Consider the following 14,813-nt stretch of genomic DNA (forward strand, 5'->3'; position numbering starts at 1 on the left):
CTCCTGAGGAGGGGATACCCCCGCGGGAGAGGCCATAACTCGTGTGATTTTCCGGCCCGATGGGGTAATTATTGATTGTCGAAGGAGACGGCCATGGAACGAGGTTCGTCGTGACCGCGCACGCCAGGAGCTTCGCGCGCCTCTGCCGCGAGCGTCTGGTCGCGCAGGGAATGACTGAGCAGGAGGCCGCGGAGGCCTGCGAGGAGCAGCAGACCCCGGCCGCCCAGGAGCAGGGGCAGGACCAGGAGCAGGTCAAACCAAGCTAGCAAGGCCCGCGAGTGGCGGGGCTTGCCACTCGCGGGGTTGCCGGGAGGTCAGCCGCCGAGCACCTCCTGCTGGGAAAGTTCGTCGTAGGCTTCGGCGAACTCGGCGGCGGCCATCGCACGCAGCCGGGGCGCGGCGGCCGGGTCGGCGAACGAACGCTGCAGCATCCAGATTCCGTTGCCCACGTCCGTGCCCGCGGCGTTGAGCCAGTCCAAGTCGAGTCGTTGCAGGGTGTTCTTCTGCGGGTCCGCGACGCCCGCGGCGCCGAGCTTCATGACCGACTTGTCGCTGAGACGGGCGGCCGTGGTGAACGCGCCCATCGCCTCGGCTTCGAGTTTGGCGCGCTGGGCCGGATCCCGGGTGAACTCGGCCTGGCCGAGCAGGCTGAGCCCGCTGACGATCTCCTCCCCGACGCGGCCCCTGATGTCCTCACGGATCACCGGATCGTGCGACCAGTCGAACGCCGGCCCGCACATCCAGCACTCGAAGTACTTCTCCCAGGGCCACTTGACCTGGATGTCGATGCAGTAGATCTTCAGCTGGCCGTTGCTCCAGATCGGCCAGCACAGCTTGCCGTGGTAGGGCGAGGCGGACGCCTGGCCGCTGCCCACCACGGTCAATGTCAGCAGGGCGGCCAGCAGCAGGGCGGCCCGGCGTAAGAAGTTCGGCATACCGGATTTCGTACGCCGCCTGTGTTGTGGGTTTGTTGTGGCTGGGTTGTCGCGTCTCAGCCGACGTGGACGCGGGGACGGCGGAGGAGGTCGGGTTCGCTGGCACGGAGGATCTCGCGGACCACCGGGGGTGTGTCGCCCTGGCCGAGGATGAGGTAGCGGAACAGGTGGCCGAGCGGGCTGCCCTCGGACCATTCGAAGTAGCAGTGCGGCAGGACGCCGGTGGCGTCGCGCAGGGCCAGCAGGATTGCGGCGATGGCGTTGGGCACCGCGGTGCTCTGCACGCGCAGGACTCGGTGGCCGTCGATGTCGACGCCGCGTACTTGCAGGACGCCGCTGAACTCCGAGGGGTCGGTGACCTCGATCTCGAGGAACAGGATGTCGGCGGCGCCCGGCACCGGGTTCATGCCGCGCTGTTCACGTTCCTTGGCCAGGTACTCCGCGTCGTCGCCGGCCTGTTTCTTGTTGGCGATGATGTCGAGCTGGCCGTTGTGGGCCAGGGAGTCGGTGATGAACCGGCGGGCCGGCTCGTCGAACTCGATGCTGTCGGCGCGCAGCTCGGTCGTGCGCGTCACCCGGGAGATCAGCGAGACGATCACGATCCCGGCGATGAACGCCGCCGAGATGGCGATCCCGTCCGGCTTCTCGATCACGTTCTCCACCAGCGCGTACAGCAGCACCAGGGTCAGCAGGGTGAAGCCGGCGATCGCCCAGCGCTGCCGGGCGCGGATCGCCGAGACGGTCACCGCGAACGAGCCGGACACCATCATCGCCAGGATCCCGGTGGCATACGCCCCGGCCTGCGCGTTCACGTCCGCCCCGAACAGCACTGTGATGAAGATGCTGATCACGGTGTAGACGATCACCACCGGCCGCACGGCCCGGCCCCATTCGGGCGCCATTCCGTAGGACGGCAGATACCGCGGCACGATGTTGATCAGCCCGGCCATCGCCGACGCACCGGCGAACCACAGGATCAGGATGCTGCTGATGTCGTACGCGGTTCCGAAGACCTCGCCCAGCTGTTCGTGGGCCAGATAGGCCAGCGCACGGCCGTTGGCCTCGCCGCCCGGCTGGAACTTCTCGGCCGGGATCAGCACAGTGGTGATGAAGCTCGTCGCGATCAGGTACACCGACATGATCAACGCGGCCACGGTCAGCAGCTTGCGGGTGTTGCGGACCCGCGACCGCATCTGCTCTTCGGGCGTGGAACCCTTCGCCGCCACCAGGGGCATCATGCTCACACCGGTCTCGAAGCCGGACAGGCCGAGCACGAGCATCGGGAACGCCAGCACGGCCGGCCCGACGATGTCGCCGAACCCGCTGCCACCCTCGGTCAGCCGGTCCACCCAGCGCGACATCAGTTCGGGGTGGCCGAACACGTCGGCCAGGCCCACTCCGACGATCACCGCGTTGAGCGCCAGGAAGATCGCGACCAACGGGATCGCCACGCCGACGGCCTCACTGAAGCCGAGCAGGAACACCCCGCCCAGGATGAGCAGCAGCACCGCGGTGACGATGACCGCCTTGCCGTGCAGGAAATCCGGCGCGATCGGGTTCTCCAGCAGGTGCACGGTGGCGTCCGCGGAGGACAGTGTGATCGTCACGATCCATGACGTGGCCACGAAACCGAGCAGGGCGAGCACGAAGATCTTGCCCCGCCAGAACGGCAGCAGATCCTCCAGCATCGCCACCGAGCCCTGTCCGTGCGGGCTTTCCCTGGCCACACGGCGGTACATCGGCAGCATGCCCAGCAGGGTGAGCGCCACGATCAGCAATGTGGCCAAGGGGGAGAGCGCGCCCGCGGCGAGTGCCGCGATAGCGGGCAAATAGGACAGTGTGGAGAAATAGTCCACACCGGTCAGGCACATGACTTTCCACCACGCCTGCGGTGTGGCGTGCTCGTCGGCGCTCTCCGGGCCGACCGGGGCGACCCGATGCTGCAGCAGCCAGCGGCCAAGCCCGTTACCAGGCGGTTTCTGGGCCTGTGGGCTCTGCACACTGGCTGGAACGGCCAGCTCGGGTTCGCTGCTCATCGGTTTCTCCCCTGGTCTCGCCCAGCCCGGCGAGCGTAAGAATGCCTGGTGTCCGCCCTGGTGCGGCCACCGGGTGGAGAGTCAGTCCCAGGCACGTTCGACGGCGTGCAGCGCGTCCGTGACGGTCATGCCAAGTGCCTTGGCCGACAGGACGAATTCGGCTGCGGCGCGGTCGAGCACAGCGGCCGAATCGGTTTCCTGAGTGGGGATCGCGGCGACAACCGTGCCTGCTCGCCGCGCGGTCTGCAGGACGCCCGCGGCTTCAAGCTCGCGGTAGACGCGGGCGACTGTCCCGGTGGAGAGGCCGAGGTCGCGGGCGAGCTGCCGGATCGACGGCAACTGGGCGCCGACGGGCAGGGCGCCGAGCTGAATCAGCCGGACGAACTGGTCCTTGATCTGCCGCCATGGCGGGATTCCGCTGTCCGGATCGACGACGATCCGGTTCACGTCGCGGACTGTGCGTACCGCATTTTGCTGCCAGGATTGGCCACCCAGTACCAACCGGCCAGCCCGATGACCCCCAGGAGTACCCCGAAGCCGCTGCCGAAGGGCGCCGACGCGAGCCAGGACGGCGGTGGTTCCGGCGCGTGTGTTTCGTTCAGGAATGTGAGCCGGTCGTGGGCCAAGGCCGCCGCGGAAGCCATCCAGGCGATGCCGATACCGGCCCCGACCCGCGCACTGCGGGTCCTCAGCACGGCGTCGACCTGCGGATCCTGGACCGACGTACGGCTGACCGCGAACCCGATGATGCCCAGGACCTCGACCAGTCCCAGCACGACCATCACGATCACGGTCCACCCGACCGGGTGGCCGAACTCGGCACGGGCCTGGTCGGACAAGGCGGCGGACGTGCTGACCCGGTCGGCCCACGGCTGCGCCACCAGTCCGGCCACCGCGAGCCCGATGGCCAGCAGACCGAGCAGGACCAGTGCGACGACCGCCCACCGCTGGACCAGATCACTCCACTTGCGCGGTGTCAGCCCGGCGACCCGCAGGCCACGCGTCGGCCGGAACGAGCCGATCGCTTCTGCCACAAGCAATGCGGCGATCGCCGCGACGAAGACGTGCGGCCGCCATCCAGTCGGCAGGACCAGGGGCGCGAGCAGGAACAGCGGTGGGTAGAGCACCCGCCGGTTGCGTAGATAACGCACGGCCAGTGCCACCTGCTCTTCGCTCGCGTCACGAACTCCCCAGTGTTTGAGGAAACGCCGCCCTGTGGACGTTGTCGGCCACAGCAGCACAAGCATCACAGCGCCGACGAACGCGTACGAACCTGCTGTTACCCAGTCCATGCCAACTTTGTACCACACGCTTGATACAAACTGTGGTCGATACTACGTCAACAGTTGTTCCTGTCAGTGACGAAAACACCCGAAGAAGGCCCCGATCGGAGGATGGGACGGCGACTACCCTGGCCAGAGTGAGCGACAAGCCAGTCAAGATTCCCGGTCCGGACCACCCGATCACGGTCACTGCCACACAGGGGCGTGTGGTGGTCAAGCTCGACGGCAAGGTCATCGCCGACTCGAGTGACGCGTTGACGTTGCAGGAGTCCACTTATCCGGCGGTGCAGTACATCCCGCGCAAGGACGTCGACTTCACCCTGCTGGAGCGCACGGACATGCAGACGTACTGCCCGTTCAAGGGCGACGCGGCGTACTACAGCATCCCGAGCGGCGGCGAGCGGTCGGCGAACTCGGTGTGGACGTACGAGTCGCCGCACGACGCGGTCGCCGAGATCAAGGACCACGTCGCCTTCTACCCCAACCGCGTGGACTCGATCGAGATCGTCTAATGACTGTCCTGGCCCTGGTCCTCCTGGTGGTCTTCCTGTTCGGAGGGTTCGCGCTCCGGGTGATCGTCCACAGGCGGGCGACCGGGTCGTCCGGGGTCAACAGTGTGCTGCGGGGTGAGCCCGGAACACCCGAGTGGTGGGCCGGGGTGACGCTCGCGGTGGCGACGTTGACCTGCATCGCCGGTCCGATCGTGCAGTTGGCTGGGCTCGACCCGGTCAGTGCACTGGTGGCCCCGGCGATTCAGGTCATCGGTGGTGTCCTTGCCGTACTGGGCTTTGCGGGCACAGTCGTTGCCCAGCAAGTGATGGGCCGCTCGTGGCGGCTCGGCGTGAACCCGGATGAGACGACGGTGCTCGTCACCGGCGGGCTGTTCGCGCTGATGCGTAACCCGGTTTTCAGTACCACGGTCATCTGCTTCGCCGGATTGACGTTGCTGGTGCCCAACATTGTCGCGCTCGCCGGTTTCGCGCTGCAGCTGATCGCGGTCGAGTTGCAGGTCCGGGTCGTCGAAGAGCCTTACCTGCGCAGGGTTCACGGCGATGCCTATGTGGGCTACGGCAGTCGGGTCGGCCGGTTTGTGCCGGGCGTCGGCCGGTTGGTTAACCAGTCGTCGTAGATCCGGCTGATCCCTAGACTCGGCGGTATGAACGAGTGGGCGCGTGGGGTCAAGAGGGTTGCCGTGCTGACCGGTGCCGGGATCTCGACGGACTCCGGCATCCCGGACTTCCGTGGCCCGGATGGCTTGTGGACCAAGGATCCCAGCCTGGCCGAGGCATTCACCTACGACCGGTTCATGACCGACGGTGAAGTCCGCAAGCGGTTCTGGTCGACCTACAGCGGGCACACGGCCTGGGTCGCTGAGCCGAACCCGGCGCACCGGGCGCTCGCGGAGCTGGATCAGTCGGGTGTGGCGTTGCGTGTCCTGACCCAGAACATCGACGGCCTGCACCAGCGCGCCGGGCTTGCCGACCGGAAAGTGCTGGAGCTGCACGGTTCCATGCACAAGGCGGCCTGCACGAAGTGCGAAGCGACCGTGACGAGCGCCGATGTCATAGCCAGGGTGCGGGCCGGCGAACCCGACCCGCCGTGCGCGCAGTGCGGTGGCGTGCTGAAGCTCGGCATCGTCCTCTTTGGTGAGTACCTGGACGGCGACGTGCTCGGCCAGGCCGAGAAGATCGCTGCGGCGAGCCAGTTGTTCCTGGCGATCGGCAGTTCGCTCGAGGTCGAACCCGCGGCGTCGATGTGCGCGGTCGCCGTGGCCGCGGGTGCCAGCCTGGTGATCATCAATCGCGATCCGACGCCTTATGACCGAATCGCGACCGAGGTGATCCGGGAGCCGATCGGCACGGCCGTGCCCAAGGTCTGCGCCGAGATCATGGCTGGTTCATCTGGATGAGCGCGTGTGCGCCGGTCACGCGCTCGGCCGGGTCGACTTCGGCGCCGACGAGCACTTCGGACTTGAGTATCCGCAGTGCCACAACTGGCCCCGCGAGATAGGAAACGGCGTCCTGGAAGGAAGTTCCGGGCTCCCAGTAGCAGTCGCCGACCAGCCGCCGGTAGTTGAGATCGCCCTTGAAGATCGTCAGCCCATGGCCGAGATCCAGGTCTTCCGGCATGTCCCGGAAGGACAGTGGAGCACAGTGGAAGGGGTGGGTGCGCAAGCGCATCCGCCCTTCCGCGGCGGCCTTGTGCAGCCGGTCTCCCGCGCCGCCAGGGAGATCGCGCAGCCGGCGTAGGCATTCGCCGACGTCCGTGTGCGTGGCATCGGAGACGAAGTACGGGTACGGCTTGGTGTGCAGCAGGATCTCGCTGGCCCGGCCGGATGTCAGCAGGTGGTCGGCGAAAATCAAGTCGGACAACAGTTCCCGGCCCGCGTTGTCCAGGACGAACGTCACCGGCACGGGACCGTGCGCGTCGAAGAACTCCCGGACATGAGCGCTGTCGTCGGCGACGAGTTGATCGTGGACGTCTGTCGACCCGGCTATCAGCTGGAATCCAAGGTCGGCGCGGTTTCCGTACAGCGACGCCAGCAAAGCCGTGTCGAAGTCCAAGTCCTCGCGGAGCCAGCCGTAGTCCTCGGCGAGGCTGGGGGAGAGCAGTTCGGCGGTCTTGAACGGCGCGAACGGGTCGACCCCGGTGTCGAAGTAGCCCACGGCACCGAGCAATCGCCGGTAGAAGTAGCTTTCGGCCCACAGGAAAGGCGCCTTCGACCAGGGTGTGCCGATGTACCCGCGGTCCCAGGCGAGCCAGCGGTCACGGTCGAAAGCATCGTCGGCCAGCGTGATCACGCCGTCATGCGTCTCGGCGACGAGCGCCTCCAGCGCCGTACGTTCCGCAGGCCCGTACGGGTGCGCGTCGAACAGTCGCCGGATCATCTCCGGGTGCCGCTCGTGGAACACCTGGTGGGCGAAGGCACTTTCAAGAGTCACAACGGATGCACGCACAGGACCGAGCGTAGACAAGGCGTTGGTGTGGCCGGGGTCACATCAGTTTGCCGGTGAGTATCCCGCGTATGCCTGGTCGAAACGAGCACAACCCTTTGAGCGAGGAGAACCGCCATGATCACCAACCTGGTGCACCAGTCCGTCGACGGCTTCATCTGCGGCCCGAACGGTGAGTTCGACTGGCCGGTCTTCGGCGCCGAGATGTCCGCGTACGCCAACGAGGCCAGCGAGAAGGCCACGCACTTCCTCTACGGCCGTGGCGTCTGGGAGCTGATGTCGGGCTACTGGCCGACGGCCGACGAGGTCTCGACGCACCCCCACGACGTGCGGTTCGCCAAACTGTGGCGGGAGAAATCGAAAATCGTCGTCTCGACGACTGTTGCGAAAGCCGAATGGAACACCCAGGTGGTCACTGATGTGGACGAACTGGCCGCGATCCCGGGCGACAAGATCATGTTCGGCGGGTCGGGCCTGGCCGCGAGCCTCACCGCGCGCCGCATGATCGACGAGTACCTGGTCTTCGTGCATCCGGTCGTGCTGGGCGGCGGGAAACCGAACTTCAAGGACCCGGCCGCGCGCATCGACTTGGATCTCGCCGAGACGCGGTTGCTGGACGAGAAGGTCGTGCTGCTTCGCTACCAGCGCTGAGGAATTCGGCGGATACTGGCGTTCATGGACGAGAACGAGCGTACCGAGCGGTTCACCGACGAAGAGTTGGCGTTTCTGCGGTTCGCGCAGTTCGGCGAGCTCCCGCCCCGTGTCCACCCGAGCGAGATGATCGAGACCGTCGATACGGTCGAATGGGACCTGCCCAAGATCCACCGGCCGTACGACCTCGGCCCCGAAGGCCCGCTCAACGCGCACTGACCACCCCTTCAGCTGCGTGATCGCTGACGCCAGGTGAAGATGAAGAAGTCCTCATCTTCATCTCACCCGGCCGTCACGGCCGGTCGGCAGGGTGGAACGCGTGGTCCGGATCAAGCGCGTCGCGGCGATGGGCTGGCTCGTGCTGCTGATGCTGTCGCACGTGTGGGGTTACGACTTCGATCCCGGGTCGAACGTGGTGGACGTGTACGTGCGGACCCTGCGCCGCAAGATCGGCGCGGAGCACATCGAGACCGTGCGCGGAATGGGCTATCGGCTGGGGTAGGCCGCTATTCACCCCTATTCCTCGACGGATTTATACAAGCGATTGACACGCTCGTTCAAGGCGGTCATGATTCTCTCATGACAACTTACACAAGCGTCCTAGCCGCTCCCGCCTTCGACTCCCGGTTCGAATCCGCCCTCCGCAACGTCCTTCCTTTCCTGGACGCTGACGTGGCACTCACCCCGGAGGTCGGTCTCCGTGATCTGGGACTGGACTCGATGGGCATGGTCGAACTGCTCGCGGAGCTGGAAAGCGGCTACGACGTGCGGTTCCGTGACGAGGCGCTGACCATGGCGACCTTCTCGACGCCGGGTGTGCTGTGGGGCGTGCTGTCCTCGATGCTCGTCGTTCTGGTGTGAATTCCGGCCCTGGTCTCAACCCGGCATGACCCCTATTTTTTTGATTCCCGTAAAACGTACGTACGAATGAGACGGGAAATCGTCATGACCGCCGACGCAACCGCTCATCCGGTCGCCTGGCCGTCCCTGTGTTGATGCGCGTCGATGCGCTGGTCGAGGTCCTCCAAATCGTTGTGCAGTGCGGTCAGCTCGCGGGCGTGTCTGTTGAGCTGTTGCGATTGCTGGTCGATGCGGGTCCGCAGGTGGTGCAGCTCCTTGCCCGTCTCGGTGACGGGGACCGCCGCGGCGTTCTCGTCGTTGGTTTCATTCATGCAACTCTCCCAGCAGAACCAGATCTTGCCTCCGCGCACGAAGACCACACCACGGTTTCCCCGTGGCCGCCCGGGCTAAACGCCGGGTTGGTGAATTCATGCCAAAGAGCTGGTCCGGGCTCTGCTGGATGGGCTAACCGGCCTGCCGCCCGAAGCTCCGGTGATACAGCCACAGCACGTCCCGGCCGAACGACCAGACCAGCGAGCCCAGCGCGATCGCGGTGACGAGCAGGCTGATCAGGTGTGGCAACAGGCCCGAGGCGGCCAGCACCAGGACGATTCCCTGAGCTGCGGCGACGGTCTTGCGCGCCATGCTGTGCGGCAGCGGTGCCTTCAGCCACGGCATCGCCCAGCTCGCGGCCACGAACACGTACCGCATCAGGCCCATCGCCAGCACCCACGGACCAAGGTACGAGGACACGAAGACGCTGAGAACCAGGATCAGGAAGGCGTCGACCTCCATGTCGAACCGGGCGCCCAGCGACGACTCCGTCCCGGTCCGGCGCGCGATCTGACCGTCGATCGCGTCGCCGATGAGCGCGACCGCGGCAAGCGGGATCAGCAGCCCCAGCGGTGTCGGCGGCCCGGCGAACGACTCGACCACGAGCACCGTCACACACCCGACGAGGGTCGCCCGGGCAAGTGTCACCCGATCGGCTGGACCTGGGCGCAGCGCCTTGGCTTTGATCAACGCGACGGTGAGCGCTCCCGTGAGGACAAGGGTGTACGCCACCGCGGTGAGCCAGCCGCCCAGGCTCAGCGGTGTGATCAGGGCCATCCCGGTGACCAGGAGTAACTGCGCGACGGCTCCCGCGGCGGGTTCCAGCGCCACCGAACCCCTCCCGATACCTAAGGTGATCGGAAGCCTAGGTGGAGGTGCGAATTGACGGAACGGGCGTTCTGGGTGCGGTCGGCTGGTCACGGCGAGGTTGAGCCTGTTCATGTGTCACAACACGCGGCGGATGAGGTATTGGTTCGAACACTTTTCTCCGGGGTCAGCCGTGGCACCGAAACGCTGGTTTTCCGCGGCGAGGTCCCGGAGAGCCAGTACGACGCCATGCAGGCGCCGTACCAAGAAGGTAGCTTCCCCGCCCCGGTGAAGTACGGCTACCTCAACGTCGGTCTCGTTGAGGAAGGACCTATCACCCTTAAGGGCAGGACGGTTTTCTGCCTCTATCCACATCAGACTCGTTACGTGGTCCCGGCCACAGCCGTGACGGTCGTGCCCGACGACGTGCCCGCGGGCCGGGCGATTCTCGCGGGGACGGTCGAGACGGCGTTGAACGCGGTGTGGGATGCGGCACCCATGGTCGGTGACCGGATCGCTGTCGTCGGGGCGGGAATGGTCGGTGCCTCGGTGGCCAAAGTGCTCGCCGGGTTCCCCGCGACCGAGGTCCAACTGGTCGACAGCGACCCGGCGAAGGCCGCCATCGCCGAGGCGCTCGGCGTGCCGTTCGCCACTCCCGACGAGGCCGTTGACGGCTGTGACCTGGTCATACACGCCAGTGCGACGGAGGCGGGACTGGTCAGATCGCTCGAGCTGCTCGCCGACGACGGCGAGGTCATCGAGCTCAGCTGGTACGGCGAACGGCGTGTGACCCTGCCGTTAGGGGAGTGGTTTCACTCGCGCAGGCTGTCGATCCGCGCCAGTCAGGTGGGTGCGGTGGCCCAGGCCAGGCGAGGCCGGCGCAGCTACGCCGATCGGATGGCTATCGCCCTGCGGCTGCTGGCCGACCCGGGGTTTGAAGCCCTGATCACCAGGGAATTCCCGTTCGATGAGCTGCCCTCGGTGATGACTGGTCTGGCAACTGGTGAACTACCTGGCCTTTGTATCCGTATTAGCTACGACGGCAGGTAAGTCGAACCGATTGGGAGGGCCCCCGGGTGTTCAGCCTCACCGTCCGCGATCACGTCATGGTCGCTCACAGCTTCCGCGGGGAGGTCTTCGGCCCCGCGCAGCAGCTTCATGGCGCGACGTTCATCGTGGACGCGACATTTCAGCGAGCCGAGCTCGACGACGACAACATCGTCGTCGACATTGGACTCGCCAGCGAGCAGCTCAAAGCGGTGCTCGGTGCGCTCAACTACCGCAACCTCGACGACGTCGAGGAGTTCGCCGGTATCAACACCTCGACCGAGTTCCTGGCCAAGGTCATCGCCGACAGGATCGCCGGCGCGATAGCGGCGGGCAAGCTCGGCGAAGGCGCGCACGGACTCAACGAACTCACCATCACGCTGCATGAGTCCCATGTGGCCTGGGCCAGTTACAGGCGATCGCTGTGATCACTTTCGTGCTGCCAGGCGACATCGACGACATGACCGTCCCCAGTGGCGGCAACGTCTACGACCGGCGGATGTGCCAGACGCTCACCGTGCGCGAGATCCCCATCGCGGGCAGCTGGCCGAAGCCGGACGAGACCAGCCGGAGAGAGCTGGCCACCACGCTGGCCGGTCTGGCCGACGGGTCGGTCGTCCTGCTCGACGGGCTTGTGGCGTGTGGGGTTCCTGAGGTCGTTGTGCCAGAAGCGAACCGGTTGCGAGTCGTTGTGCTCGTGCATCTGCCGCTGGCCGACGAGACGGGTCTTGCCCGGGACGTCGCGGCCGACCTTGATGCCCGTGAGCGGGAGACGCTGCACGCGGCGAGCGCGGTCATCGCGACCAGTCCGTGGGCCGCGCGCCGCCTGATCGAGCACCACTCGCTGGACGCTCACCGGGTGCACGCCGTACCGCCGGGAACCGACCCTGCGCCGCTTGCGCCTGGCAGCGATGGCCGTTCACGGCTGGTGTGCGTGGCCGCGGTGACCCGGCGTAAGGGCCTGGACCTGCTGGTCGAGGCGCTCGGAGACATCCGGGACCTGCCGTTCACGTGTGACTGTGTCGGTTCGCTGCGTCGTGACCCCGCGTACGTACATCTCCTGCGAGGGCTGATCGAGCACCGTGGCCTGTCCGGCCGGATCTCCTTGACCGGACCGCGGATCGGCGCGGATCTGGAAGCCACGTACGCCGCAGCGGATCTGCTTGTGCTGCCGTCGCACACCGAGACATACGGCATGGTGCTCACCGAGGCGCTCGCCCGGGGAATCCCTGTGCTGGCAACAGACTCCGGCGCGATCCCGGAGACCGTCGGGCAAGCGCCGGACGGCACCGTGCCCGGGATCCTGACCTCCCAGTGGAAGCTTGCCGGGGCACTGCGCCGGTTTCTCACCGAGCCCGATCTGCGTGAGCAGTTGCGGGCCGCGGCGCAGGCCCGCCGCGAGACGCTGACCACATGGGACCAGGCCGCCCAGCAACTGGCCGGCGTGCTGGCCCAAGTCCAGCAGGAGCCGGCATGCCTCTGAGCAATCGGACCACGTACCCAGCCGAATGGCTGGCGCTGCGGGAAGTCGCCGACGGCGCCGCGCGTTCGGCTGAGCTGATCGAGTCGCTGGCCGGACATCTCGCCGGCCGGCCCGGCCTGATCATCCGTGACCTCGGCTGCGGCATCGGCTCGATGGGCCGGTGGCTGTCGGGTCAGCTGCCCGGACCGCAGCACTGGATCCTGCACGACCGTGACCCCGGCCTGCTCTCGCGGGCCGTCGCCGGGATGCCTCGCACCGTCACCGTCACGGGCGAACTTCAGGACATCACGCGGCTGCGTGCGGCGGACCTCAGCGGCACGTCGCTCGTGACGGCGTCCGCATTGCTCGACCTGCTCACCGCGGACGAGCTCGGCGCCCTCATCACGGCTCTGACCGAGGCGAAGTGCCCGGCGGTGTTCGCACTGTCGGTGGTGGGCGTGGTGGAGTTCGAACCGGAGGACGCGCTCGACGCGGAACTGGGCAAAGCCTTCAACGCACACCAGCGCCGGACCACCGACGGCCGCCGTCTGCTTGGGCCGGACGCTGTGGACACAGCCGTGGCTCTGTTCGAACAACATGGTGCCGTCGTGCGCCGGGCCGCCAGTCCATGGCGCCTCGCGCCGTCCGACAGCGCACTGATCACTGAATGGCTGCACGGCTGGGTGGCTGCGGCCGTCGAGCACCAGCCAGACCTGGCCGAGCACGCCGACGCGTACCTCGAACGCCGGACAACGGACGCTGACCTGCGGGTTCTCGTCCAGCACGAAGACCTACTCGCGTTGCCGGCAGGTGCATGATGACAACAATGATCGACGCTCCCGTCCTGGACCGGCCGGTGCCGGCTCCCGTCGCGACGGCACCGGCGAAGAAGAAGAAACTGTGGGCCTGGCTGAAACTGGCAGTCGGTGCCGGGATCATCGTTGCTCTTTTCTGGCAATTGGGTACCCAGAGCTTTGTGGACGGGTTGCGCGTGATCACCGTGGGCGAGATCTTCGCCGCGCTCGGGATCGGACTGGCGACAACGGTGCTCAGCGCGTGGCGCTGGTGCCTGGTCGCCCGCCGTCTCGGCCTGCGGTTGTCGCTCTCGCGTGCTGTCCTTGACTACTACCGTGCGCTGTTCCTCAATGCCGTGTTGCCCGCGGGCGTGCTCGGCGACGTGCAACGCGCGGTTCAGCATGGTCAGCAGGAAGGTGACGTCGGCAGGGGCGTGCGAGCCGTTGTCCTTGAACGGATCGCCGGTCAGGCCGTGGTCATCGTCGCCGGCGTCGCGGTGTTGCTGGCCGTGCCGTCGTTGGGTCTGCCACGCGACATCATCCTGATCGTTCTCGGTGTTGTGGCCATCCTGGCCATCGCGTTCATCGCCGGACGGCGTTGGGCGCGTGCCAACACCGGCCTCAGCCGCACCATGGACGACATCCGGGCCGGACTTCTCGCGCGCAACGCGTGGCCCGGAATCACGCTACTGTCAGCAGCAGCACTGGCGGGGCACATCACCCTTTTTGTCGTCGCGGCCCACGCGGTCGGATCGACGGCGCCGATCGCCCAGCTGGTGCCGCTGATGGTGCTGTCGTTGCTCGCGATGGGACTGCCAGTCAACATCGGGGGCTGGGGACCCAGGGAAGGCGTGGCCGCGGTGGTGTTCGGCGCCGCTGGACTGGGCGCCGCGCAGGGGCTCACCACCGCGGTGGTTTACGGAGTGCTCGCGCTGGTCGCGAGCCTGCCCGGAGCCGGAGTGCTGATTCTCCGCGCACCGGTGCTGCGGAGATTGGAAAAAGCACTATGACGGAATTGGCCGGCTTCACCCGACGCGCCGCCGAAACGCGGTTGCCCACCAGATACGGCGACTTCCAGGCCATCGGGTACGCCGACCCGACCTGCGCCCACGAACAGGTCGCCCTGGTCTACGGCGACATAACCGGTCGCGACCCACTCACCAGGGTCCACTCCGAATGCCTGACCGGCGACGTCTTCGGATCAACCCGGTGCGAGTGCGGCGACCAGTTATCAGCGGCCATGAGAGCAATAGTCGCCGAAGGCGCAGGCATCCTGATCTACCTGCAAGGCCACGAAGGCCGCGGCATAGGCCTGCTCGCGAAACTCAAAGCCATGCGCCTGCAAGAAGACGGCCTGGACACAGTGGACGCCAACGTAGCCCTCGGCCTGCCCGTAGACTCCCGCGACTACACAGTAGCGGCCGAAATCCTGCACGACCTCGGCGTCCCCGCAATCCGCCTGCTGTCCAACAACCCCCGCAAACTGGACAGTCTCCGCCAACACGGAATCTGCATCAGCGAACAGGTCCCCCTGCTGGTGGAGCCGAACGACGAAAACCTGCCCTACCTGAAGGCAAAACGGGAGCGGCTCGACCACTACCTGCCACAATTGGACAACTTGAGCTGATATCTCTGGCTGGACCCCGGGATTTTCCGGGGTCCAGTTTTTTG

At 66.6% G+C, this 14,813-nt stretch carries 20 protein-coding genes and 1 pseudogene; 14 read left to right on the forward strand and 7 right to left on the reverse strand.

The window, feature by feature from the left end:
• Positions 1 to 71 precede the first annotated feature (71 nt).
• Positions 72 to 266 carry a hypothetical protein gene (locus tag JOF56_RS32370; protein ID WP_209643244.1) on the forward strand — a complete coding sequence of 65 codons (195 nt, stop codon included), beginning with the start codon at positions 72 to 74 and terminating at the stop codon, positions 264 to 266.
• Between the two features lie 48 nt (positions 267 to 314).
• Here JOF56_RS32370 and JOF56_RS32375 read toward each other — a convergent pair whose 3' ends face one another.
• The 4 genes from JOF56_RS32375 to JOF56_RS32390 form a co-directional block, all read right to left on the reverse strand.
• Positions 315 to 935 (reverse strand): hypothetical protein, encoded by a 621-nt coding sequence (locus JOF56_RS32375; RefSeq protein WP_209643245.1) that lies wholly within the window; start codon positions 933 to 935, stop codon positions 315 to 317.
• 56 nt (positions 936 to 991) lie between these two features.
• Positions 992 to 2,971, reverse strand: coding sequence for an APC family permease (locus JOF56_RS32380; RefSeq protein WP_209643246.1), 1,980 nt, complete (start codon positions 2,969 to 2,971; stop codon positions 992 to 994).
• Between the two features lie 81 nt (positions 2,972 to 3,052).
• Complete coding sequence (locus tag JOF56_RS32385; RefSeq protein WP_209643247.1) at positions 3,053 to 3,418, reverse strand: GntR family transcriptional regulator; 366 nt, start codon at positions 3,416 to 3,418, stop codon at positions 3,053 to 3,055.
• Positions 3,415 to 4,263: a hypothetical protein gene (locus JOF56_RS32390; protein ID WP_209643248.1), complete on the reverse strand. Its 849-nt coding sequence runs from the start codon at positions 4,261 to 4,263 to the stop codon at positions 3,415 to 3,417. Before JOF56_RS32390 ends, JOF56_RS32385 begins: the two co-directional genes overlap by 4 nt.
• Before the next feature lie 128 nt (positions 4,264 to 4,391).
• Here JOF56_RS32390 and JOF56_RS32395 point away from each other — a divergent pair, with 128 nt between their 5' ends.
• From JOF56_RS32395 to JOF56_RS32405, 3 genes are read left to right on the forward strand one after another with little or no spacing between them, the layout of a single operon-like run.
• Positions 4,392 to 4,766: a DUF427 domain-containing protein gene (locus JOF56_RS32395; RefSeq protein WP_307855356.1), complete on the forward strand. Its 375-nt coding sequence runs from the start codon at positions 4,392 to 4,394 to the stop codon at positions 4,764 to 4,766.
• Entirely contained in the window at positions 4,766 to 5,383 is a 618-nt protein-coding gene (locus JOF56_RS32400; protein WP_209643249.1) for a methyltransferase family protein, read from the forward strand. The genes JOF56_RS32395 and JOF56_RS32400 overlap by 1 nt, the downstream gene beginning before the upstream one ends.
• A gap of 27 nt (positions 5,384 to 5,410) precedes the next feature.
• Positions 5,411 to 6,163 (forward strand): SIR2 family NAD-dependent protein deacylase, encoded by a 753-nt coding sequence (locus JOF56_RS32405; RefSeq protein ID WP_209643250.1) that lies wholly within the window; start codon positions 5,411 to 5,413, stop codon positions 6,161 to 6,163.
• On the opposite strand, the gene JOF56_RS32410 is transcribed toward JOF56_RS32405, so the two are convergent.
• Complete coding sequence (locus JOF56_RS32410; RefSeq protein ID WP_209643251.1) at positions 6,141 to 7,211, reverse strand: damage-control phosphatase ARMT1 family protein; 1,071 nt, start codon at positions 7,209 to 7,211, stop codon at positions 6,141 to 6,143. The genes JOF56_RS32405 and JOF56_RS32410 overlap by 23 nt on opposite strands.
• A 114-nt stretch (positions 7,212 to 7,325) precedes the next feature.
• Here JOF56_RS32410 and JOF56_RS32415 point away from each other — a divergent pair, with 114 nt between their 5' ends.
• From JOF56_RS32415 to JOF56_RS32430, 4 genes and pseudogenes are all read left to right on the forward strand, one after another.
• Positions 7,326 to 7,859: a dihydrofolate reductase family protein gene (locus JOF56_RS32415; protein ID WP_209643252.1), complete on the forward strand. Its 534-nt coding sequence runs from the start codon at positions 7,326 to 7,328 to the stop codon at positions 7,857 to 7,859.
• 24 nt (positions 7,860 to 7,883) lie between these two features.
• Positions 7,884 to 8,078 carry a hypothetical protein gene (locus JOF56_RS32420; RefSeq protein WP_209643253.1) on the forward strand — a complete coding sequence of 65 codons (195 nt, stop codon included), beginning with the start codon at positions 7,884 to 7,886 and terminating at the stop codon, positions 8,076 to 8,078.
• Between the two features lie 148 nt (positions 8,079 to 8,226).
• A pseudogene (locus JOF56_RS32425) lies at positions 8,227 to 8,361 on the forward strand (winged helix-turn-helix domain-containing protein); the annotation flags it as partial.
• 77 nt (positions 8,362 to 8,438) lie between these two features.
• Positions 8,439 to 8,720, forward strand: a complete 282-nt coding sequence (locus JOF56_RS32430) for an acyl carrier protein (protein WP_209643254.1) — start codon at positions 8,439 to 8,441, stop codon at positions 8,718 to 8,720.
• Between the two features lie 104 nt (positions 8,721 to 8,824).
• Here the strand turns inward: JOF56_RS32430 and JOF56_RS32435 are convergent, their stop codons facing one another.
• Positions 8,825 to 9,031, reverse strand: coding sequence for a hypothetical protein (locus tag JOF56_RS32435; protein ID WP_209643255.1), 207 nt, complete (start codon positions 9,029 to 9,031; stop codon positions 8,825 to 8,827).
• A gap of 133 nt (positions 9,032 to 9,164) precedes the next feature.
• A complete protein-coding gene (locus tag JOF56_RS32440) occupies positions 9,165 to 9,809 on the reverse strand; it encodes a CDP-alcohol phosphatidyltransferase family protein (protein WP_209648619.1) in 645 nt (214 codons plus the stop codon).
• Between the two features lie 105 nt (positions 9,810 to 9,914).
• On the opposite strand from JOF56_RS32440, the gene JOF56_RS32445 reads away from it, so the two are divergent.
• From JOF56_RS32445 to ribA, 6 genes are read left to right on the forward strand one after another with little or no spacing between them, the layout of a single operon-like run.
• Positions 9,915 to 10,889 (forward strand): zinc-dependent alcohol dehydrogenase, encoded by a 975-nt coding sequence (locus JOF56_RS32445; RefSeq protein ID WP_209643256.1) that lies wholly within the window; start codon positions 9,915 to 9,917, stop codon positions 10,887 to 10,889.
• 26 nt (positions 10,890 to 10,915) lie between these two features.
• A complete protein-coding gene (locus JOF56_RS32450; protein WP_209643257.1) occupies positions 10,916 to 11,314 on the forward strand; it encodes a 6-pyruvoyl trahydropterin synthase family protein in 399 nt (132 codons plus the stop codon).
• Positions 11,305 to 12,369 carry a glycosyltransferase family 4 protein gene (locus tag JOF56_RS32455; protein ID WP_443667650.1) on the forward strand — a complete coding sequence of 355 codons (1,065 nt, stop codon included), beginning with the start codon at positions 11,305 to 11,307 and terminating at the stop codon, positions 12,367 to 12,369. Before JOF56_RS32450 ends, JOF56_RS32455 begins: the two co-directional genes overlap by 10 nt.
• On the forward strand, positions 12,360 to 13,166 hold the full coding sequence (locus JOF56_RS32460; protein WP_209643258.1) for a class I SAM-dependent methyltransferase: 807 nt from the start codon (positions 12,360 to 12,362) through the stop codon (positions 13,164 to 13,166). The genes JOF56_RS32455 and JOF56_RS32460 overlap by 10 nt, the downstream gene beginning before the upstream one ends.
• 8 nt (positions 13,167 to 13,174) lie before the next feature.
• Positions 13,175 to 14,152: a lysylphosphatidylglycerol synthase transmembrane domain-containing protein gene (locus JOF56_RS32465; protein WP_209643259.1), complete on the forward strand. Its 978-nt coding sequence runs from the start codon at positions 13,175 to 13,177 to the stop codon at positions 14,150 to 14,152.
• Entirely contained in the window at positions 14,149 to 14,769 is a 621-nt protein-coding gene (ribA, locus tag JOF56_RS32470) for a GTP cyclohydrolase II (protein WP_209643260.1), read from the forward strand. The genes JOF56_RS32465 and ribA overlap by 4 nt, the downstream gene beginning before the upstream one ends.
• Positions 14,770 to 14,813: the final 44 nt, after the last annotated feature.

The sequence above is a fragment of the Kibdelosporangium banguiense genome, from assembly GCF_017876405.1.
Lineage (GTDB): Bacteria > Actinomycetota > Actinomycetes > Mycobacteriales > Pseudonocardiaceae > Kibdelosporangium > Kibdelosporangium banguiense.

Bases quoted from the DNA above. Each gene is read 5' to 3' on its own strand.
- JOF56_RS32375 (WP_209643245.1), bottom strand. From the start codon at position 935: ATGCCGAACTTCTTACGCCGGGCCGCCCTGCTGCTGGCCGCCCTGCTG.
- JOF56_RS32380 (WP_209643246.1), bottom strand. From the start codon at position 2,971: ATGAGCAGCGAACCCGAGCTGGCCGTTCCAGCCAGTGTGCAGAGCCCA.
- JOF56_RS32390 (WP_209643248.1), bottom strand. From the start codon at position 4,263: ATGGACTGGGTAACAGCAGGTTCGTACGCGTTCGTCGGCGCTGTGATG.
- JOF56_RS32400 (WP_209643249.1), top strand. From the start codon at position 4,766: ATGACTGTCCTGGCCCTGGTCCTCCTGGTGGTCTTCCTGTTCGGAGGG.
- JOF56_RS32405 (WP_209643250.1), top strand. From the start codon at position 5,411: ATGAACGAGTGGGCGCGTGGGGTCAAGAGGGTTGCCGTGCTGACCGGT.
- JOF56_RS32415 (WP_209643252.1), top strand. From the start codon at position 7,326: ATGATCACCAACCTGGTGCACCAGTCCGTCGACGGCTTCATCTGCGGC.
- JOF56_RS32420 (WP_209643253.1), top strand. From the start codon at position 7,884: ATGGACGAGAACGAGCGTACCGAGCGGTTCACCGACGAAGAGTTGGCG.
- JOF56_RS32430 (WP_209643254.1), top strand. From the start codon at position 8,439: ATGACAACTTACACAAGCGTCCTAGCCGCTCCCGCCTTCGACTCCCGG.
- JOF56_RS32435 (WP_209643255.1), bottom strand. From the start codon at position 9,031: ATGAATGAAACCAACGACGAGAACGCCGCGGCGGTCCCCGTCACCGAG.
- JOF56_RS32440 (WP_209648619.1), bottom strand. From the start codon at position 9,809: ATGGCCCTGATCACACCGCTGAGCCTGGGCGGCTGGCTCACCGCGGTG.
- JOF56_RS32460 (WP_209643258.1), top strand. From the start codon at position 12,360: ATGCCTCTGAGCAATCGGACCACGTACCCAGCCGAATGGCTGGCGCTG.
- JOF56_RS32465 (WP_209643259.1), top strand. From the start codon at position 13,175: ATGATCGACGCTCCCGTCCTGGACCGGCCGGTGCCGGCTCCCGTCGCG.
- ribA (WP_209643260.1), top strand. From the start codon at position 14,149: ATGACGGAATTGGCCGGCTTCACCCGACGCGCCGCCGAAACGCGGTTG.